This is a genomic window from Vibrio sp. A11 (genome assembly GCF_013048705.1).
GTDB lineage: Bacteria > Pseudomonadota > Gammaproteobacteria > Enterobacterales > Vibrionaceae > Vibrio > Vibrio metschnikovii.
The window spans coordinates 15126-36399 of record NZ_VHSI01000008.1; the positions used below are offsets into that span (position 1 = coordinate 15126).

Annotated in this window: 17 protein-coding genes; 14 read left to right on the plus strand and 3 right to left on the minus strand. The window is 46.1% G+C overall.

The window, feature by feature from the left end; translation table 11 throughout:
- The first annotated feature begins 5 nt into the window (after window positions 1-5).
- From FKQ60_RS09770 to FKQ60_RS09825, 12 genes are all read left to right on the plus strand, one after another.
- Window positions 6-653, plus strand: a complete 648-nt coding sequence (locus FKQ60_RS09770; RefSeq protein WP_158137710.1) for a 3'-5' exonuclease — start codon at window positions 6-8, stop codon at window positions 651-653.
- A 186-nt stretch (window positions 654-839) separates the two neighbouring features.
- Window positions 840-2786, plus strand: a complete 1947-nt coding sequence (acs, locus tag FKQ60_RS09775) for an acetate--CoA ligase (protein ID WP_154169381.1) — start codon at window positions 840-842, stop codon at window positions 2784-2786.
- Window positions 2787-3107: 321 nt separating this feature from the next.
- The gene (gene aroQ, locus FKQ60_RS09780; protein ID WP_158137709.1) at window positions 3108-3557 is read left to right on the plus strand and encodes a type II 3-dehydroquinate dehydratase; all 450 of its coding nucleotides are present in this window, start codon (window positions 3108-3110) and stop codon (window positions 3555-3557) included.
- A gap of 62 nt (window positions 3558-3619) precedes the next feature.
- Window positions 3620-4075, plus strand: a complete 456-nt coding sequence (gene accB, locus FKQ60_RS09785; protein WP_154169385.1) for an acetyl-CoA carboxylase biotin carboxyl carrier protein — start codon at window positions 3620-3622, stop codon at window positions 4073-4075.
- A gap of 15 nt (window positions 4076-4090) precedes the next feature.
- Window positions 4091-5434 carry an acetyl-CoA carboxylase biotin carboxylase subunit gene (accC, locus tag FKQ60_RS09790; protein ID WP_040905716.1) on the plus strand — a complete coding sequence of 448 codons (1344 nt, stop codon included), beginning with the start codon at window positions 4091-4093 and terminating at the stop codon, window positions 5432-5434.
- A gap of 193 nt (window positions 5435-5627) precedes the next feature.
- Window positions 5628-6515 (plus strand): 50S ribosomal protein L11 methyltransferase, encoded by an 888-nt coding sequence (gene prmA / locus FKQ60_RS09795; RefSeq protein WP_004397330.1) that lies wholly within the window; start codon window positions 5628-5630, stop codon window positions 6513-6515.
- A gap of 139 nt (window positions 6516-6654) precedes the next feature.
- Window positions 6655-7623, plus strand: a complete 969-nt coding sequence (dusB, locus tag FKQ60_RS09800) for a tRNA dihydrouridine synthase DusB (protein WP_158137708.1) — start codon at window positions 6655-6657, stop codon at window positions 7621-7623.
- A gap of 23 nt (window positions 7624-7646) precedes the next feature.
- The gene (gene fis, locus FKQ60_RS09805; RefSeq protein ID WP_004397332.1) at window positions 7647-7943 is read left to right on the plus strand and encodes a DNA-binding transcriptional regulator Fis; all 297 of its coding nucleotides are present in this window, start codon (window positions 7647-7649) and stop codon (window positions 7941-7943) included.
- Window positions 7944-8123: 180 nt separating this feature from the next.
- The gene (locus FKQ60_RS09810) at window positions 8124-9095 is read left to right on the plus strand and encodes a LysR substrate-binding domain-containing protein (RefSeq protein ID WP_161439101.1); all 972 of its coding nucleotides are present in this window, start codon (window positions 8124-8126) and stop codon (window positions 9093-9095) included.
- A 319-nt stretch (window positions 9096-9414) separates the two neighbouring features.
- Window positions 9415-11451, plus strand: coding sequence for a TonB-dependent siderophore receptor (locus FKQ60_RS09815; RefSeq protein ID WP_332402644.1), 2037 nt, complete (start codon window positions 9415-9417; stop codon window positions 11449-11451).
- Between the two features lie 177 nt (window positions 11452-11628).
- Complete coding sequence (locus FKQ60_RS09820; protein ID WP_158144365.1) at window positions 11629-11931, plus strand: PTS fructose transporter subunit IIB; 303 nt, start codon at window positions 11629-11631, stop codon at window positions 11929-11931.
- Between the two features lie 95 nt (window positions 11932-12026).
- Window positions 12027-12707 (plus strand): PTS sugar transporter subunit IIA, encoded by a 681-nt coding sequence (locus FKQ60_RS09825; protein ID WP_170906403.1) that lies wholly within the window; start codon window positions 12027-12029, stop codon window positions 12705-12707.
- On the opposite strand, the gene FKQ60_RS09830 is transcribed toward FKQ60_RS09825, so the two are convergent.
- The gene (locus tag FKQ60_RS09830) at window positions 12701-13549 is read right to left on the minus strand and encodes an AraC family transcriptional regulator (RefSeq protein WP_158137700.1); all 849 of its coding nucleotides are present in this window, start codon (window positions 13547-13549) and stop codon (window positions 12701-12703) included. The genes FKQ60_RS09825 and FKQ60_RS09830 overlap by 7 nt on opposite strands.
- Window positions 13550-13835: 286 nt before the next feature.
- Here FKQ60_RS09830 and FKQ60_RS09835 point away from each other — a divergent pair, with 286 nt between their 5' ends.
- Window positions 13836-15737, plus strand: a complete 1902-nt coding sequence (locus FKQ60_RS09835) for a fructose-specific PTS transporter subunit EIIC (RefSeq protein ID WP_170906404.1) — start codon at window positions 13836-13838, stop codon at window positions 15735-15737.
- 250 nt (window positions 15738-15987) lie between these two features.
- A complete protein-coding gene (manA, locus tag FKQ60_RS09840; RefSeq protein ID WP_170906405.1) occupies window positions 15988-17187 on the plus strand; it encodes a mannose-6-phosphate isomerase, class I in 1200 nt (399 codons plus the stop codon).
- Between the two features lie 113 nt (window positions 17188-17300).
- Here the strand turns inward: manA and FKQ60_RS09845 are convergent, their stop codons facing one another.
- Both FKQ60_RS09845 and cadB read right to left on the minus strand, forming a co-directional pair.
- Entirely contained in the window at window positions 17301-19436 is a 2136-nt protein-coding gene (locus FKQ60_RS09845; RefSeq protein WP_170906406.1) for a lysine decarboxylase CadA, read from the minus strand.
- A 118-nt stretch (window positions 19437-19554) separates the two neighbouring features.
- Complete coding sequence (gene cadB / locus FKQ60_RS09850) at window positions 19555-20895, minus strand: cadaverine/lysine antiporter (RefSeq protein WP_154169395.1); 1341 nt, start codon at window positions 20893-20895, stop codon at window positions 19555-19557.
- Window positions 20896-21274 lie beyond the last annotated feature (379 nt).

The window sequence follows — 21274 nt, forward strand, 5'->3', positions numbered from 1 at the left end:
CGCTAATGAACTGGCTGGCGAGATATTATTGGCACCACAAATTAGCGGGGTCACCTTATCAAGATCTGTTTACCGCGCCCCTCAAAACCGAACTGATCTCTTTAGACTGTGAAACCACCAGCCTTGATCCACAACGTGCCGAGCTAGTCAGTATTGCCGCAACAAAAATCATCGACAATCGAATTCTTACCAGCCAGGCTTTCCATATTCGTCTCGCCGCTCCAACGTCCTTAGATTCGGGTTCGGTGCGCATTCATCAGTTACGTCATCAAGATCTCGCTAATGGTTTGTCGGAGCAGCAAGCCTTACAACAGTTGCTCGCGTTTATCGGTAATCGTCCATTGGTCGGTTATCACATTCGTTATGATAAAACGATTCTTGATATCGCCTGTCGTAAACAACTGGGCTTTCCACTACCTAATCCATTAATCGAAGTCAGCCAGCTTTATCATCAACAGTTGGAAAAACAGTTACCCAATGCCTACTTTGATCTAAGCCTCGCGGCGATTTGCCATCATCTCGACTTGCCAATGCAAGACAAGCACGATGCCTTGCAAGATGCGATTACCGCTGCATTAGTTTTTGTGCGCCTCAGTAAAGGCGGATTACCGAAGCTAAAAAGCCCTTATCAGCACAGCCCAGCTCTTAGCTAATCGAGGCCTCATCCTAAAGTCTAATTGTGTAAATCTTGCTGGTGACTAACAGTTAAAGGCATAAAAAGCTTCCCATTAATGATGTTCAACCAGCCAGTTAAAGCGCTTTGATCAAACGACAGCACGGATCCTCAAGTTGGTCTCAGAGCACAAGGGAATTTACCGCTTACACAAGGAGAGTTAGTCATGAGTGATGCCCATATTTATCCGGTCAAAGAGAGTGTCAAAGCGTGTACCCATGCCGACAACGACACTTATCTCGCTATGTATCAACAATCGGTTACCGATCCGGAAGGATTCTGGCGTGAACATGGCAAAATTGTTGATTGGATAAAACCCTTCAGCGTAGTGAAAAACACCTCGTTTGATACCGGACACGTTGACATTCGTTGGTTTGAAGATGGCACCTTGAATGTCTCGGCAAACTGCCTTGACCGTCATTTAGCAGAGCGTGGCGATCAGGTTGCCATTATTTGGGAAGGCGACGATCCCGCGAATGATACCACCCTGACTTATCGTCAGCTCCATCAACAAGTTTGCCGATTTGCTAACGTATTAAAAGCTCAAGGAGTACGTAAAGGCGATGTGGTGTGTTTATACATGCCCATGGTACCGGAAGCGGCTGTGGCGATGTTAGCCTGTACCCGAATTGGGGCCGTACATACTGTCGTTTTTGGCGGATTTTCGCCGGAAGCCCTCTCTGGACGGATCATCGACTCCGATGCCACCTTAGTGATCACCGCCGACGAAGGCGTGCGAGCTGGCCGCGCTGTCCCCTTGAAGAAAAACGTCGATGAAGCGCTGACTCATCCTGAGATTAAAACCATTAATAAGGTGATTGTTTTCCAACGCACCGGCGGTCAAGTCGACTGGCACGAACATCGAGATGTCTGGTGGCATGAAGCCATGGCTAGCGTCTCTGAACACTGCCCAGCCGAAGAGATGAAAGCCGAAGATCCACTATTTATTCTCTATACGTCAGGCTCGACAGGAAAACCAAAAGGTGTATTGCATACCACTGGTGGCTATTTGGTGTATGCGGCGATGACCTTTAAATACATCTTTGATTATCAGCCCCAAGAAACTTTCTGGTGCACCGCCGATGTGGGTTGGATAACTGGACACACTTATCTCCTCTATGGTCCATTAGCCAATGGTGCCAAAACCCTTTTATTTGAGGGTGTGCCAAATTATCCCGACACTAACCGTATGAGCCAAGTGGTCGATAAACACCAAGTCAATATCCTTTATACTGCACCAACCGCGATTCGGGCTTTGATGGCAAAAGGTGATGAGGCCATTAAAGGGACGCACCGTAGCAGCTTACGCATCATGGGCTCGGTGGGTGAACCGATTAACCCTGAAGCTTGGCAGTGGTATTACAAAACGATTGGTAACGAGCAATCTCCGATTGTCGATACTTGGTGGCAAACGGAAACAGGCGGCATTCTGATCAGTCCTCTACCTGGCGCGACCGCTTTAAAACCGGGTTCAGCTACACGTCCCTTCTTTGGTGTTCAACCCGCATTAGTCGACAATATGGGTAACCTTATCGAGGGCGCAAGTGAAGGTAACTTAGTGATCCTCGATTCATGGCCTGGGCAAATGCGCACCGTCTACGGCGATCATGAACGCTTTGAACAAACCTACTTTTCTACTTTCCAAGGTATGTACTTTACTAGCGATGGCGCACGTCGTGATGAAGATGGCTATTACTGGATAACCGGACGAGTCGATGATGTCTTAAACGTATCTGGCCACCGAATGGGTACCGCAGAGATCGAATCGGCCCTAGTTGCGTTTGATAAAATTGCCGAAGCGGCGATTGTGGGCATCCCACACGATATTAAAGGGCAAGCGATCTACGCTTACATTACCCTTAATCATGGCGTCTACCCTAGCGCTGAGCTACACAAAGAAGTCAAAGATTGGGTGCGTAAAGAGATTGGCCCCATCGCCACCCCAGATGTACTGCATTGGACCGACTCGCTGCCGAAAACTCGCTCAGGTAAAATCATGCGCCGTATTTTACGTAAAATTGCCACTGGAGATACTAGCAACTTAGGCGATACCTCAACGCTTGCCGATCCAAGCGTGGTCGATAAGTTGATTGCTGAACAAGCGCAGTTGTAAAAGAACAATCCGTGAGGTTCTAGGGCTAAGCCCTAGGATCTTAGTTTTATGTTCCTATTACCTACCTTTCCTCGAACCTAGAATCTTAGTTCTAGGGCCTCAAGCTTCCCCCTCTTAAAGCTAGCCTTGACTAACAATAGTCGTTCAAAAAACACCCGCCATAGTCATTAGACCAGTAAATTGCTGCCATTTGCGACGAATTAGCTATAATCGTGGTCAATTTCATAAAAACAGCGAACTTTTGACAAAAAAAGTAGGTCGAAAGTGCCATAATATGAAATTATCAGGTTACATCTCACGATAGAGGACGATAGCTACATAATGACCGCGAAATTACGCATTCTTGTCCTTAATGGTCCAAACTTAAACCTGCTGGGTTTACGTGAACCGGAACATTACGGCGCACAAACACTCAACCAGATCATCGATAAGTTGCGCCAACAAGCGGCACAGGCCGATGTAGCGTTAGATCACCTGCAATCGAACCGTGAGTATGAATTGATTGAAGCGATTCACCAAGCGCACAATAAGGTGGATTTCATCATTATCAATCCAGCCGCTTTTACCCATACCAGTGTGGCACTCCGTGATGCTTTACTGGGTGTCGCTATACCATTTATCGAAGTGCATCTCTCTAACGTGCATGCACGCGAACCGTTTCGTCATCATTCCTATTTGTCTGATAAGGCACAAGGCGTGATCTGTGGTCTAGGTGCACAAGGCTATGAATTTGCTCTGTTGGCAGCGATTCACGCACTGCAAACAAAGTAACGCACAACATTCTACAGTCCTAATAGGGCTGTCTTACTCACAAGATAAAAGAGAAAGAACCAATGGATATTCGCAAAATAAAGAAATTGATTGAATTAGTGGAAGAGTCTGGCATTTCTGAGTTAGAAATCTCTGAAGGCGAAGAGTCGGTACGCATCAGCCGTCATAGCCCAGCTCCAACCACTCAAGTTCATTATGCTGCAGCACCGGCTGCTCCTGTCGCTGCACCCGTAGCGGCTCCCGTTGCAACGGCTGAAGCGGCTCCTGTCGCCAAAGTGCCAACGGGTCATCAAGTATTGTCACCAATGGTTGGTACCTTCTACCGCTCACCAAGCCCAGAGTCAAAAAGCTTTATTGAAGTCGGCCAAAGTGTTTCCGCGGGTGATACCTTGTGTATCGTTGAAGCGATGAAAATGATGAACCAAATCGAAGCAGATAAATCTGGCGTCGTTACCGCAATTCTTGTCGAAGATGGTCAACCCGTTGAATTTGATCAACCTCTTGTCGTCATCGAATAATCGAGGCCAATGGTTATGCTAGATAAATTAGTTATCGCGAACCGAGGCGAAATTGCGCTTCGTATTCTTCGCGCTTGTAAAGAATTAGGGATTAAAACGGTCGCGGTTCACTCCACCGCAGACCGTGACCTAAAACACGTTCTCCTCGCGGATGAAACGGTCTGTATCGGCCCAGCAAAAGGCATCGATAGCTACCTCAATATCCCACGCATTATTTCTGCCGCAGAAGTGACGGGGGCGGTTGCCATTCATCCCGGTTACGGATTTCTGTCTGAAAATGCCGACTTTGCTGAGCAAGTCGAGCGCAGTGGCTTTATCTTTGTCGGCCCAAGAGCAGAAACCATCCGCTTAATGGGTGATAAAGTATCAGCCATTAACGCCATGAAAAAAGCCGGCGTACCTTGCGTACCTGGCTCGGATGGTCCTCTCGATGGTGACGAAGCAAAAAATAAAGCCCACGCGAAACGCATCGGCTATCCCGTGATCATCAAAGCCTCTGGCGGCGGCGGCGGTCGAGGCATGCGCGTGGTACGCTCAGAAGCCGAGTTGATCACCGCGATCAACATGACTCGTGCAGAAGCCAAAGGTGCCTTTAATAATGACATGGTTTATATGGAGAAATTCCTCGAAAACCCACGTCATATTGAGGTTCAAGTACTGGCCGATGGTCAAGGTAATGCGATTCATCTTGGTGAACGCGATTGCTCAATGCAACGTCGTCACCAAAAAGTGGTCGAAGAAGCGCCAGCACCGGGCATCAATGAAGAAGTACGTAAATACATTGGTGAACGCTGTACGCGTGCTTGTATTGAAATTGGCTATCGCGGCGCTGGTACTTTTGAGTTTCTGTATGAAAACGGCGAGTTCTACTTCATTGAAATGAACACCCGAATTCAGGTTGAACATCCCGTAACCGAAATGATCACTGGGGTTGATTTGATCAAAGAGCAATTACGTATTGCCGCTGGCCAACCACTCTCCTTTACGCAAGACGATATTAAGATCCGCGGCCATGCCGTCGAATGTCGTATTAACGCTGAAGATCCGGAGCGATTCTTGCCATCTCCGGGGACGATCACTCGTTTCCATTCTCCAGGTGGCATGGGCGTTCGTTGGGAATCGCACATTTACGCAGGTTATACCGTACCGCCTTACTACGATTCGATGGTCGGCAAACTGATCACCTATGGTGAAAACCGTAATGTCGCGCTAGCCCGCATGCGTAATGCACTCGATGAAATGATTATTGAAGGGATTAAAACCAATATTCCTTTGCAAGAAATCATCATGAATGACGAAAACTTCCAAAATGGTGGCACCAACATCCACTATCTTGAGAAGAAACTCGGTATGAAATAATAGCCTCGCGCCTCAATTGCTATCATGCCCACTTCGGTGGGCATTTTTTTTTGCAGGCTACCACCCTCTTATCTCCCCTCGTAGGATGCTCATCAATCCCGTCCTTTCCGTCGAGATAACTTCAGGTAGGAAGCGAGCCGACAAACCTGCTAAACTCTGCGCCAATAACCGCGAATAAAAGAGAGCCCATGCCATGCCTTGGATTCAAATCAAACTGAATGCTACTAATGAAAATGCTGAAGCGATCAGCGATATGTTAATGGAAGAAACCGGTGCTTTATCGGTGACCTTACTCGATGCAAAAGATACCCCAGTCTTTGAACCGCTACCGGGTGAGACTCGTTTGTGGGGCGATACTGACCTATTAGCCTTGTATGACGCCGAAGTCGATACTCCAAGTATCCTTGCTCAAATCCGTGACAGCCAACTCCTTGCCGACGACTTCTCGTATAAAATCGAGCAAATAGAAGACAAAGATTGGGAGCGGGAATGGATGGATAATTTCCATCCGATGAAGTTTGGTGAACGGTTATGGATCTGCCCAAGCTGGCGCGACATCCCCGATCCTAACGCCGTCAATGTGCTACTTGACCCAGGCTTAGCGTTTGGTACCGGTACACACCCAACAACCGCACTGTGCTTACAATGGCTTGATTCACTCGATCTGAGCGGAAAAACCGTGATCGACTTTGGCTGTGGCTCCGGTATTCTTGCGATTGCTGCGATTAAACTCGGTGCCGCGAAAGTGATCGGTATTGATATCGATCCGCAAGCACTGCAAGCATCCAGAGACAATGCTGAGCGCAATGGCGTCGCCGATAAAATTGAGGTTTACCTACCGCAAAATCAACCAGAGAATTTAGTCGCTGATGTCCTCGTTGCCAATATTTTAGCGGGCCCATTACGTGAGCTTTCTGCGGTAATTAAAAGCTTAATTAAACCAGGTGGTCTGTTGGCAATGTCTGGTGTGCTGAACACACAAGCCGAAGACGTGGCGACCTATTATCGTGATCAATTAGACATAGACCCAATTATTGAGCAAGAAGAGTGGTGTCGGATCACTGGCCGCAAGCAAGATTAATGAAGAGTTTATCAGTTAATTGATTGAAATATGGGCAATTTACAAAAACAATTGCCCAATGCTCAAATATTAGTCTTTTCACACCGTAAAAAAATGCGTAAAATGCGCGCCCTTACTGGTATGAAGCTGTGAAGACGTTTTGAAAATCGGAAATCATCAACTTAACAATAACCTCATCGTGGCTCCGATGGCTGGAGTCACCGATAGGCCGTTTCGTGAGTTGTGTCTCCGTTATGGTGCAGGAATGGCTGTCAGCGAAATGATGTCCTCCAATCCCGCACTATGGAAAACCGATAAATCGAAAAACCGCATGGTGCATCAAGGCGAATCGGGCATTCGCTCAGTACAAATTGCAGGTAGCGATCCACAGCAGATGGCAGAAGCAGCACAGTTCAGTGTTGAAAACGGTGCGCAAATCATCGATATCAATATGGGCTGTCCTGCAAAAAAAGTGAATAAAAAGCTCGCGGGTTCTGCATTACTCCGTTATCCGGATGTGGTTGAACACATTCTTAAAGCGGTCGTCGATGCAGTCAAGGTTCCTGTCACCCTCAAAACCCGAACGGGCTGGGACACAGACAATAAAAACTGTGTTTATATCGCTCAATTAGCCGAAAACTGCGGCATACAGGCGTTTGCGCTTCATGGGCGAACTCGTACTTGTATGTACAAAGGAGAGGCAGAATACGACAGTATTAAAGCCGTTAAACAGGCGATCAGCATTCCTGTCATCGCGAACGGAGACATTGATTCTCCGCAAAAAGCGAAACAGGTGCTGGATTATACCGGTGCTGACGCTTTAATGATTGGTCGACCTGCCCAAGGTCGTCCATGGATTTTTCAGGAAATCCAACACTATTTGGAAAGCGGTACCACCATGCCTGAACTTCCGGCTCAGGAAGTAAAAGACATTTTGCTTGGTCATGTGCACGCTCTCCATCAGTTTTATGGTGAGTATTTAGGTCCTAGAATTGTGCGTAAGCATGTAGGCTGGTACCTAAAAGAACATGAACAAGCCAGTGAGTTTCGCCGTATCTTCAATGCCCTTGAAGCAGCTCCGCTGCAGATAGAAGCACTTGAAGGTTATTTTGATAACGTTGCATCATAATTAAGAGAAGAGCTAGACCGAATATGTTCGAACAAAATCTGACTTCAGAAGCTTTAACCGTAACTACCGTAACTTCACAAGATCAAATCACGCAAAAACCATTGCGCGACTCCGTTAAAGCGTCTCTTAAAAACTACCTTGCCCAGTTAAATGGTCAGGAAGTGACTGAACTCTACGAATTAGTTCTAGCCGAAGTTGAACAGCCACTATTAGACATCATCATGCAATACACTCGCGGTAACCAAACTCGCGCAGCAACCATGATGGGTATCAACCGCGGCACTCTTCGTAAGAAACTGAAAAAATACGGCATGAATTAATTTCAGCATCAGGCTACAAAATTCATCAAGGCTTACCACGGTAAGCCTTTTTTATTGATTCTTCACTTGCTCTGATAAGATAAATATTGTTATAACAATCCCTTATCTATATAACTGAAAAGCATGCCAAGAACTGGCGATGCCCGATGATACAGCCGAGTCAACCTCAGGAGATCACCCATGAAATTACAGCAACTGCGCTACATCCGAGAGATACAGCGCAATGGCTATAATATCTCGTTAACCTCAGAAAAACTGTTTACCTCACAGCCGGGGATCAGTAAACAGGTGGCATTACTTGAGGGGGAGCTCGGCGTACAAATTTTTGAGCGACAAGGTAAGCATCTGTCTGGTGCCACCGAAATTGGTCAACAAATCATTCAAGAAGCGAGCAAAATGCTCGAAATTGAAGAGAAAATCAAAGCCATTTCGGCCAGCGTTACCGCACCCGATCGCGGAAGAATGAACATTCATACCACCAACGCTATCGCGAAATTTTTACTGCCCGAAACCGTGCGCTACTTTATGAATAAATACCCTAAAGTCTCGCTGCACATGGGCACCATCGAACCTGATAGCCGTGGTAATACCCTACCAACAGGCCCGTATGACTTCTCTGTCGTTGCCCAAGAAATTGACGAGCAAGCCGATTTAACCGTGCTACCCGCCTATAAATGGTCACTGAGTTTAATTTTGCCACTCAACCACCCTTTGGCTGACGTCGAAAACATCACTCTTGAGCAACTGGCTCAAGAAAAATTAATCAGCTACGAATTAAAATCAACCGGTCGCATGGCCATCGATGACGCATTTACTCAACGTGGGCTGACTCCGACGTATATCGTTACCGCCATGGATGCCGAAGTGATCAAAGAGTACGTCAGGCTGGGGGTGGGAGTCGGGCTTATCGCCTCTGTTGCTACCCACACGATGAGCGATAGTATTGTCGTTCGCTCTCTCGAAGGCTTAGTACCAGACTGCTATGCTTGGTTGTGCTACAGCAAAAACCTGTTTTTACAGCAATACATGTATGATTTTATTGCTAAATTCGCCCCTCACTTGACTCGAACAATGATCGAGCAAACCGCTCACCTTTCCAAAGCGGAGCTGACCAAATGGTTTGAAGATATGAATCTGATGACCTACCGCTAATGTTTCTCTGAGTCACGCAGCTCGGTGGTGTCGGCGCAAGATGCCACCGGATGTATATATCATTGCCGCTTGATCATCACTCCCTCCTTGTCATTCATACACCGATCGTATTAATTAAGCCTCAAAGATAAATTAATACTTGAAATGTAAATAATAACAATTATTATTCACAACCTTGTTATTAACCCGTTGATCATTACTCTTACACTACGTCGATAACTCATGACGTTAATATTTAGGCGAGTCAATAATCCTCACTCGTCGTCGATGACGTGGGTAAGAGATAAACAACTTTTTAGTCAGTACTTATATGCACCTTATCTCTCATTATCGTCGCCCAAGCTTGCTGTGCCTTGCGATTGTCGCAACCTTCACGCAAGCGGACACTCAACCTGAAACCATAACGATCACCAGTCAAAGTAGTCAACATCCAATCGTATCAACGGCGACGCGTACCGAAACCCCCGCTAAGTTGATACCACAGACCATCAATAGTGTATCTGCCGAGCAACTCACCGCCTTTGCACCAGCCTCGTTAAGTACCGCACTGGTTGGTACTCCTGGTATTGATGCGGTCAACGATACTCGTTTTGATAGCGTAATGATTCGCGGCTTTGGCGCCAGTAACGATTTTTATCTCGATGGTTTTCGTGATGATATGCAATACACCCGAGATTTAGGCAACATTGAAAGTGTGGAAATTCTGAAAGGGCCAGCGGCGGTACTCTATGGTCGAGGCAGTAGTGGCGGTATCATCAATCGGGTCAGTAAAACACCCCACAAAGGCCAAAAGTCCAGTATTCATGCTCGGATCGGTAGCCATGATTATCAACGTTTAGCCGTCGATTTAAACGGTGAGTGGCATGATGATGTACAAGTGCGTTTAAACATGGCGCAAGAGGATAACAACAGCTTTCGTGATGGCGTCAACAGCAAACGCACGCTCTTTGCGCCTTCGTTGGCTTGGACCATTAACGACGATCTTAACTGGTTAATTCAATATGAGCGCAACGCTCATGACCGAACGCCAGATCGCGGCATTCCTAGTGTTAATGGCCGCCCAGCAGAGGTCGCTAACCGTGCCGTATACAGTGATACCTCACGTGACTTTATTAACGACGTTAGTGAAGCGACTCGTTCACGTTTAACCTGGCAGATCAACGATAGTTGGCAACTGCGCCAGCAACTCAGTTACATCAAGCTCGATAGTGAATTTGATAACACCTATGTCGTGCAAGTCAAAGGCGATCAAGTGGTGAGAAACCGCTGGCAACAATTTCTCAAGGCGAACACTTTAACCAACCAACTCGAAATGGAAGGCCAATTTACGACAGGGCCAATCCGTCATCGTCTATTAACAGGTATTGAGCACAGTTGGCAAGAACGCACACCGACACTCTATCGTAATAAGCAATCCATCCCCGCTGGCGATCTCTACCAACCGGATCAATTGCCCACTTACCAAGGAGAGATGGCCTTATCGAGTGATGCTAAGCACAAGGTTCGTACCAGTGGCGTGTATGTGCAAGATCAGCTCAGTATCAACGATTGGCACCTATTAATGGGCCTGCGCTACGATGAGTTTTACGTCAATACACAACGTATTGATACCAACAAACAAGAGACCCAAACCTCTTATACACTCAGCCCTCGCTTAGGTTTGGTGTGGAATCCCGTCACCGATCACGCCCTGTACGTTTCTTACAGTAAAACCTTCTCACCGGTTGGCGGCGGATTGATTGGTATTACTCCGGGTAACCCAGCCAATGAACTCGATCCCGAGAACAGTCGCTTGTATGAAACGGGAGTAAAAAGTGATTGGCTCAATGGCCGAATCGCCACCACGTTATCGGTATATCGTTTAGAAATGTACAATCGGCGCATGAAAGATCCACTCGATCCTGAAGTGACCATCCTCACTGGTTTACAACGCACTGATGGCGTCGAGTTAGACATCAAAGCTTATCTTAACGACCACTGGTCACTGCGCGGCGGGATCGGCTGGCAAGATGCCAAAATCATCAAATCAGAGGCCAATACCCAAGGCAATCGCCCAAGTGCGGTATCCAAACTTAATGGGCAGCTTTTCCTTGCTTACCAACATGGGCAAGGTTGGTTTGGTGAAACCGGCATAACGGCAGTAGGCGATCGTTTTGCCGACACCAATAACACCACCACGTTGCCCGGTTACGCCCGCCTTGACGCGCGCATCGGTTATCAATGGCAAGATTGGAAAACGCAGTTGAGTGTCGAAAACCTATTGGATAAGGACTACTACGTCAGTGCCACCGGAGCCACGCAAATCATGCCCGGCGCACCACGTCAGTTTTACTTAAGTGCTCAATACTCTTTTTAACCATCTGAAATAGCGCACTAACTCTGCCCCTCTTTCCTCGACTGCACGGTTTAGCGTGCAATCGAGGAAACCTGAAAAGTCATTACATCATCATAAAACGGTTATGGATAAAGCTGGGGAAGAGCACTAAAAGTGTTTATGATAAACTCTCCAACCACCACTATTGAGGCAAAGAGAGTGAAGATCATTGCGGTAACGGCGTGCCCGACAGGGATAGCTCACACTTATATGGCGGCTGAAGCACTGCGTAAAGAAGCCACGAAACGTAACATCACCATCAAAATCGAAACCCAAGGCGCAATGGGCATTGAAAATCCGCTCACCCTTCATGACATCATGCATGCCGATCGTCGACTGATCGTCTCTGATATTGAGATCGATGAAAAAGAACGCTTCAAAGGCTGCGAAACCCTGACATTTTCAATTGAAGAAGTGCTGACCAATGTGCAACTTGTTATCGATCGGTGTTTAAAGTCTTAATGATGGTCAGTCGGATTAGTTTTATCCTTGAGGGAAATGGCTTTACAGCTTGGCAGCTCCATCAAATCAAGCAATTAACGAGTTACTTTCGCTCGATGTTTGTTTTATACAATATTACTCGCGATCAACAAGCAACGCTGAGTGATACTCTTCATGTATTAAGTATTGGCAGTTGTCGACATGATGTTTGCCAAATTGCGATTGAAGGGCTAGATGCCGAACTGGCTTGCATGGTGCTCACGGAATATCTACGCCAACATACAACGCTCTTTGCTAGCTCACATACCAAAAACGCATCGGCAGAAGCCATCTTGGCCAACCACTCAACGTTTAGCTTACCCTTTACCATACAATGGCACAGCTTATTAAAGGCTGAATTCGCCAATCAAAAAGACTGCTTACACTATATTGCCCAGCAAGCCAATTCTGCCGATGAGCCAGCGCTAATCCGTCAGCTCCTTGCCAGAGAAGCGATTGCCGCCACAACACTACCTCCGAGTATTGCGCTACCTCATGTTATTAGTGAACACATATCAACACCTTATCTTTGTGTACTCACGTTAGCTCAAGCGATTAATTGGGGGAGCACACAGGCAAAGACCCGATTCATTATTGGTTTAATTTTACCAAAGCGGAATCCCATCAAAAAAGAAGAAATCATGGCCGCCACTCGATTAACACGCTGGCTGATTGAGAGCCACCACCAACAATTGCTTTTTCAGCAACCCAACGAAGTCCATTTAAAAGGTCTTTTGTTACATATCATGGCTCATTGAATACGCGCCCGATATTGAGATGGCGTCATCCCTGTACGCTCTTTAAAGACCCGGAAAAAATAGTTCACATCTTGAAAGCCACACCGAGTGGCCACTTCATGCAGACGAAAATGATATTTTTTAAGCATAAATTTCGCGCGTTCCATGCGTACCCAAGTCAAATAATCAACTAACGTCATATGACCCTGCTGTCGAAAAAGGCGCGATAAATGGTTGGGGGAAATATTAAACCGTTGCGCAATACTATCTCGGGTGATCGTGCGGTGAAAATTCTCCTGGATATAGATGCAGATACCCTGATAAAGATCTTCTCCACGCTTTTTCGGCGCACCTTGTGAAGGCTCAAGAATTCGTAACGTATAGGCAAGCAGAGCACATAACAAATGCTCATCGATCGGCGACTTTTTAGGTTCCCTAGCGATGGCATTTAAGCTTTCTAAAATATTGTCCATCGCATAGCCAGTCCGAGTTTTGATACTGAATTTTTGGACATCGTAAAATCCGCTCTCTCCTTGACGTTTCGCAACAAAACTAAAGCCTAATTGTCGTCGACCAAATAATAGACTTAATACTGAGCACTCTTCTTGCCAATCGGGTTTATTCCAACAGTTGGGCGGAATATAAAGCGCATCCCCTGTAAAAATATCTACAGATTCAATGCCATGCACATCATCTTCGATCAAATTACGATAGCACCCTTTCAGCACGAGCTCTAAGCGAGGGAAATTGACCTGATAGCTAAAAGCAGGCGGCGTGTGATGATCACCAGCAAACCAAATTCTCTGGCCCTGCTCCCTCTCCGCCAAAATGGCTTCAATAATGTGACTGAATACCTGACTCATAGGCTACTCGAATAATGAAACAATAATCCTATTGTTTATTTTATTTAATGCGTTAAATTTCGCAGATACATTAAAAACAAAGAGAGAAACGACATTAAATAACTGTTTTATAAAAAATTAATACCATTAGACAATAAGAATATAACTATCAATAAAAATGGATTTGGATCACAGTTAATCAATGAAGTTACAATAATCCAGTAAATGTATTTTTAGGAGACTATAGCCGATCACTCTCTAGGTGCAAAATGTGACGACTAAAACAACATCTAGGTAAGGGAAAAACATGATCACTGAACTGATTAATCAACAGTTGATTAAGCTCGACCTTTCTGCGACCGATAAAAATGGCGTGCTGGAAGAGCTGGTCGAAATACTGGCGTCACAAGGACGTCTGTCTGATAAACAGCAATTTTTAGCCGATATTCATGCCCGAGAAGCGCTCGGTAATACTGGCTTTGAAGAAGGGGTTGCGATTCCACACGCGAAAAGTGCAGCAGTAATCCACCCAGCACTAGTGATCGGCGTCAGTCGTCAAGGGATCGATTATGGCGCAGAAGATGGCCTGCCCTCACAATTGTTTTTTATGATTGCCTCCCCTGATGGCGGTGACAATCACCATATTGAGGTGCTCGCTGAACTGTCCTCAAAACTGATTGAAGAAGGGTTTATTGAACGCTTTCTCGATGCAAAAACCGAGCAACAAGCTCTTGAACTGCTACTCGCCAAATCTCAACCTACCACCAGCATAACCGCCAATAAAGGCTTTCTGATTGGCGTCACTGGCTGCCCGGCTGGCGTTGCTCATACCTATTTGGCGGCCGAAGCGTTAGAAAAAGGCGCAGCCGAATTAGGCTATACGATTAAAGTTGAAACCAACGGCTCGATAGGGGTTAAAAATAGCCCATCGGCGGAGGAAATCGCTCGCGCGGAGGCGATCATTGTCGCTTGCGATAAGCAGGTCGATCTTTTGCGTTTTGCTGGTAAAAAACTGATTGAAACCGGTGTAAAAGAGCCGATTCGTAATAGCAAAGCCTTGATTGAGCGAGCCTTAGAAGCCCCTCATTATCAAGCGGATACTCGTGGTCATCATTCTCAAGATAATAAGAGTAAAGCATCGCAGGCACGCTCCGACCTGTATCGTTATTTAATGAATGGGGTATCACACATGATCCCCTTTGTCGTCACGGGCGGTCTACTGATCGCATTATCGTTAGCGATTGGTGGCCAACCCACCGAAGCGGGCATGGCGATTCCTGCCGATAGCATGTGGAATAAGGTGCTGGATGTCGGCGTTGTCGCCTTCACCTTAATGATCCCTATTTTAGCAGGTTATATCGCCTATGCGATTGCCGATCGCCCAGCGTTAACGCCCGGTTTAATTGGTGGTTGGATCGCCAATAATGGTTCTTTTTATGGCGCAGAAGCGGGCACTGGCTTTATCGGAGCGATCATTGCGGGCTTATTGGTCGGTTACTTTGTGAAATGGCTCACCAGCATTCACTACCATAAGTTTATTCAACCTTTAGTACCCATCATGATCGCCCCCATCGTCGGCTCCCTATTCATTTCCGGCTTATTTATCTTTATTATTGGCGCTCCTATTGCCAGTTTGATGGACAGCTTAACGGCGCTTTTAACCTCCATGAGTACAGGTAACGTCGTATTATTGGGTATTGTTCTTGGCGGCATGGCAGGTTTTGATATGGGTGGGCCTTTTAATAAAGTGGCTTTCCTCTTCTCCGTGGGAATGATCGCCAGTGGTCAAACGCAATTTATGGGCGCAATGGCTTGTGCGATTCCGGTTGCACCACTGGGTATGGGTCTGGCAACCGTATTAGGACGTAAATTGAATCTGTTTGAAGCGTCTGAAATTGAAGCCGGAAAAGCGGCGGGCGCAATGGGGTTGGTCGGCATCTCTGAAGGGGCAATTCCTTTTGCCGCGCAAGATCCGATGTCGGTGATCCCAGCTAACGTGATCGGCTCGATGGTTGCCGCGGTGATGGCCTTTTCTTTTGGCATCACCAATAGCGTTGCACATGGAGGCCCCGTTGTTGCGCTACTTGGCGCGATGAATAAGCCCCTACTAGCCATTATTTGTATGTTAGCTGGTACACTGGTCACCGCGATTGTCTGCCTTAGCCTGAAAAAAATGCGTCACTCGCAACGCTTAGCGGCCGCGGTTTAGCTTTTTAAAACTGATTCTCACGATGGTTAGGCCTCATTACTGGCATCAATCATCCACTGAATCGAGCAATAACAAAGAATCTCGGCGAGTGAAACCGTTGAACGCTCCACCAGCATAACCAGTAATCAATGATAGAATGTGGTTAAGTTTTCTTAACCACATTCATCACATTTAAACCACCAGCAAAAGCAACACCATCCGTTGTACTTCTGTTTCATCCCAGGAGTTTTTTTTCATAGGATTCAAACCAATGAGTGATATCGAAACTAAGCCTTTCTTTTTAATGAGTAATACCATTCAGCATTATGCTTGGGGTAGTATTGATTCATTCTCCCAGCTTTTTGAGATAGCGAACCCTCAGCAACAACCCCAAGCCGAATTATGGATGGGGGCGCATCCTAACGGTTGCTCACGGGTAGAATACCAAGGTCAACCGACACTCCTCAGTGAATTGATTGCTAGCGATCCCGTGTCTTTTTTGTCCGCTCATACCGCACAAACCTTTGGCGAACTTCCCTATCTTTTTAAAATACTCGCCGCAGAGCAAGCGCTCTCAATTCAAGTTCACCCGAGTAAATCAGAAGCCGAGCAAGGCTTTGCCAAAGAAAATGCGGCGCAAATACCGCTCACCGCTGCTCACCGTAATTACAAAGATCCCAATCATAAACCTGAATTGGTGTACGCACTGACCGATTATCAAGCGATGAACGGCTTTCGGCCGATAAACGAGATTGTTGAACACTTTCAACGGTTAGCGATTGAGCCTTTACAGCCTTTGCTTGAACACCTAGAACAACATCAAACGGAAGCCGGACTGGAAAGGTTTTTTACCGAGCTGTTATCATTCTCAGGTTCGGAAAAACAAGTGGCCATCGAACAACTCATCGCTTATGCACAGACACATCATGAACATGCTCTTTGCCAACTGATTATCCGGCTGTCAGAAACCTATCCGCATGACATTGGTTTATTTGCCCCACTGATACTCAATGTTCTGACCTTAAAGCCTGGGCAAGCGATGTATCTTGATGCTCGAACCCCTCATGCGTACCTGAAAGGCACCGGATTAGAAATTATGGCCAATTCGGATAATGTATTACGGGCTGGATTAACCCCTAAACATATCGATATTACAGAGTTGGCGAAATGCACACAATTTGCCGAAAAACCGGCCTCAACGTTACTTTTCACCCCTCAAGTCACGGATGACGTTTTACTCTTTGCGGTGCCCGTCGCCGATTTTAAATTTGCCATTTACCCGCAGCCGAACCAGTGCTTAGTCAACGTCTCTAGTGCAGAAATTCTGCTCGCGATTGATCATGACGCCACCTTAACCGCCGCTGATGGACAAAGTATTACCATCCATAAAGGGCAATCGGTGTTTATCCCTGCTTATACCGAGCACTACCAGTTAAGTTCTTTAGGCCGAGTGGCTAAGGCGTATAATTAAAGCAAAAAAATAACCAAGAGCCTGAAAAGACTCTTGGTTATATAAAAGGCTCTTGCTTAATGGCTAGTGACCGCATTCACCGTCAATAACCACCAAGGCATAAAACTAGCTCACTATACCTTTAATACTTTCACCGTATAAGAACCATCTTTTTGACGATACAGACCATGAATATCGGTATCAAACCCAGGATAATGGGCACCAATTTCACAGAGCATTTCCAAAAACTCTAAGACTGGACGTGAATGCTCTGTCACCATCTCACCGGGCAGTACCAAAGGCACACCAGGGGGGTAAGGCAGAATCATATTGGCACTGACCCGACCAACCATCTCATTAAGCAAAATCTCTTCGGTTTGGCCACGCAACTCTTGTTGCCATGCCGCGTGTGGGGTCAATTTCATTTCTGGTAAAACATCAAACGCCTTGTACATCAATTCTGGTAACGAATATTTGTTGATTAAGTGATGAATACCCTGAGCCAATTCTTGTATACGCATACCTTCATAAAAACTTGGCGATTCTTTATACAATGCCGGTAAAATCGAGCGGATGGTTAAATTCAAATCATAACCACGTTTAAACTCGGTTAACGCACGTAACAGTTGCATCGCCTTGGATTTATCAATACCAATAGAAAACAAGAATAACAGGTTGTACGGACCCGTTTTCTCAACCACGATACCGCGTTCATCAAGAAACTTAGCCACTAAAGAGGCAGGAATTCCTGAGGCTTCAAGCTCACCTTGTTGATTCATTCCCGGTGTTAACAACGTAATTTTAATGGGGTCAAGGTACATGTGATTATCATCAATACCTTTAAAACCATGCCAGTTGTCATTTGGGTCTAGCTTCCAACATTCTGTCGTATCAATATTCTCTGGCTGCCATACATCGAAGAACCAACTGTCACTTTCACCTTTTAAGCGTTTGATCTCTTTACGGAAACGTACGGCACGATCGATAGAATCTTGCATCAACTTACGCCCCGTGTTGCCGCGCATCATCGCCGCCGCCGTTTCGGTTGACGCCACAATCCCGTATTGAGGCGAAGTCGAGGTATGCATCATGAAGGCTTCGTTAAACGACTCTTTATCAAACTCACCTTTGATATGAATCATCGAAGCTTGCGAGAATGCGGCCAGCAGCTTATGGGTTGATTGCGTTTCATAGAACACTTTACCCGGCATCGCCTGCCCACTCATGCCACACTTGCCGTCATAAACGGAGTTAAAGTTAGTGTAAGGTACCCAAGCACTGTCGAAGTGGATGTGTTTACACTCTAACGACTCTTTGATGAATTGCGTGTTATAGAGCAAGCCATCATAAGTGGAGTTGGTGATAACAGCATAACTTGGTGCGCTTGCACCCGGAGTCTTCGCCACTTTTTCTGCAATCACTTCGCGGCTAAATTCGCGTTGTGGAATGCCGCCTAAAATACCGTAAGCATTACGCGTCGGACGGAAATAAATCGGCGTGACATCGGTCATCATCATCAAATGAGTCAGGGATTTATGGCAGTTACGATCGACCAACACGGTACTTCCTGCAGGTGCAGAATACATACCCACGATTTTGTTGGATGTCGATGTTCCATTCGTCACTATGTACGAACTATCCGCATTAAAGGTACGAGCGATATACTCTTCGGCTTCTTTGTGTGGGCCAGAGTGATCTAATAGCGAGCCGAGTTCAGGCATCGAAATGGAGACATCTGCCTTAAAGGTATTCGGGCCATAAAAGTCGTAGAAAATACTTCCTGCAGGGCTTTTTTGAAACGCCGTACCGCCCATATGCCCCGGAGTACAGAAGGTATATTTTCCTTCTTCGACATATTTAAACAGCGCTTTGGTGAACGGAGGCATAATCGCGTCTTTGTATTCTTGCGTCGCCTGATTAATTTTGATCGCGATATCATCAGCCATGCCTAATGCGTACTCAAAAAAGCTGACATTCAAACGCAAATCCGTCAGTGAAATATCCAAGGTGGATTGTTCGTTAGCAAAAGCGTGCACAGGCAGCTTTTCATTGACGTCGCTGATCCGCTCACAAAGCTCTAGAGAGTATTTATCCCAGTCAAATAGCACCCCACAAATTCGAGGATTCATCTCAATCAATTTGATCAAATCTTTGTCATCAACCGGATAAACCACGTCATAACCAGCTTTTTCTAAAGCCGCATGCAGCTGACGAACTGGCTCTTCTTTAAAGAACACACCCATGTGGTTCAAAATAGCAAAAATATTCATTTGGACATCTCCAAGACGAAGAAAGGCGCTCCCTATCCATTGCGATAGTGAGGAGAAGAAGCACCAAGGGGTAAATGAACGCTAGCTGTGGATGTTAACCATGCCCTAGCGTGAGAAATTAAGCCGCTGACACGGGCTGATCGTTTTTATGTAATTCCATGTACTGAGCCAGCCCTGCTTTTTTGCTGTAGAACATCAAAATCACTAATGACATGATGAAGGTGGCAGTTAACGTTGTTCCTTCAGCTCCCGCTAACGCCACCATACAAAATGCGCTAGCCACACCAGAGAACAACATCACAAACCCATTGCGAGTGGTCATACCTTCAAAACGAATCAAGTTAATACTGGAATAGAAATACGGCAGCATGGTGAGTAACACCGCATCAGTGGTCAGTTGACTAAAGATATCGGCGGCGTGCGCCGTTTGAGAACTAAAGACCATCAAGATACTCATCAATGCTGTCATTTTGATTGATGCGAGAATTAAGCCTTTCTTGGGTACACCATTGTTATCCGTATCACCGTAAATTTTCGGGAAGTTGCCATCACTTGCGGCGCGTTTTCCCGCTTCGCCAACCAACATCATCCAAGAACCTAATGACGTAAAACAAGCTAATGCCGTGAATGCTGAAACAAATGGAGCAGACCAACTGCCAAAGAGTGCTGTGGTGGCAAGCGCAAAGGGAGCACCGGATGCAGCCACTTCTGCCGCGGGGAACATACCACTGATCATTTGGGTAGAGAGGATATAAATAACCCCAGCTAACGCGGTGCCCAGCATAGTCGCTAATGGCACGGTGCGTTTAGGATTATGGACCATACCCGATGACACCGCGGCCGATTCAACACCAACAAAAGACCACAAACAAATCAGCACCGCGCTAATGATCGCATGGTTATCACTGCCAGCAGAGACGTTCCAGTTCTGTTGATAAATTGCCATATCAAAGTGAGTCCAGCCCAGTAACGCCGTTCCTAATACAGGTACTAGAATTAATGCCAAGCCAAAAGTACATAAGCGACTAACCCAGCTACCTCCTAATAAATTAACTAAGGTAAATAACCATACCGCAGCAATGGTCGCCAGTCCGGCTGGCACAGGGTTGTTCAAAATGGGGAAGAAAACAGAAAGGTAAGACACCCCAGTGATAGCAATCGCTAAGTTACCAATCCAGTTTGCATGGTAATAAAGCACCCCGGCTTGAAAACCAAACACTGGTGAGACTTCACCTGCATAGGCAATCGGGCCACCTTGTTGTGGGTTTTTGGTCGCTAAGCGAGCAAATACAAAAGCCAAACTCAGCGCGCCGATAATACAGATAATCCAACTAAATAGAGAAATAGAACCAACCGTTGCTAGGCTTGAGGGTAACAAGGCAATGCCACTGCCCATCATGTTCCCCGCCACTACCCCGGTACAGGCGATGACGCCAATTTTTTTGGTATTCGATGACATAACGTCTCCCGATATTTTCTACGAGCCACAGGCTCAAACCATAATGAGCAAGATGCGTGGTTGGCGAATAGGCCACTGCGACGCCTTACTGAATTTGGCTGCAGCTTACGCCGAAAAGTCGTAGAAAAAATAAGGATATCGTTATCAATAAAATAATGACTGAATCCGTATATCTTTAGATAAAGACAAGAAAAATAAAAATAAACCTCTATATTTTTCATATAGATAAATACAATAAAAACCAAACCTCACAAAAGGTAAAAAGATAAAGATCATAATAAAGGTATCGCGAGACTGAGATAAGTTGACGTTATCAATCGATTGATAGGGTAGAGACAAAAATAATGCTCATCAGGAAAAAGCCAAGCAGCGTTTTCTG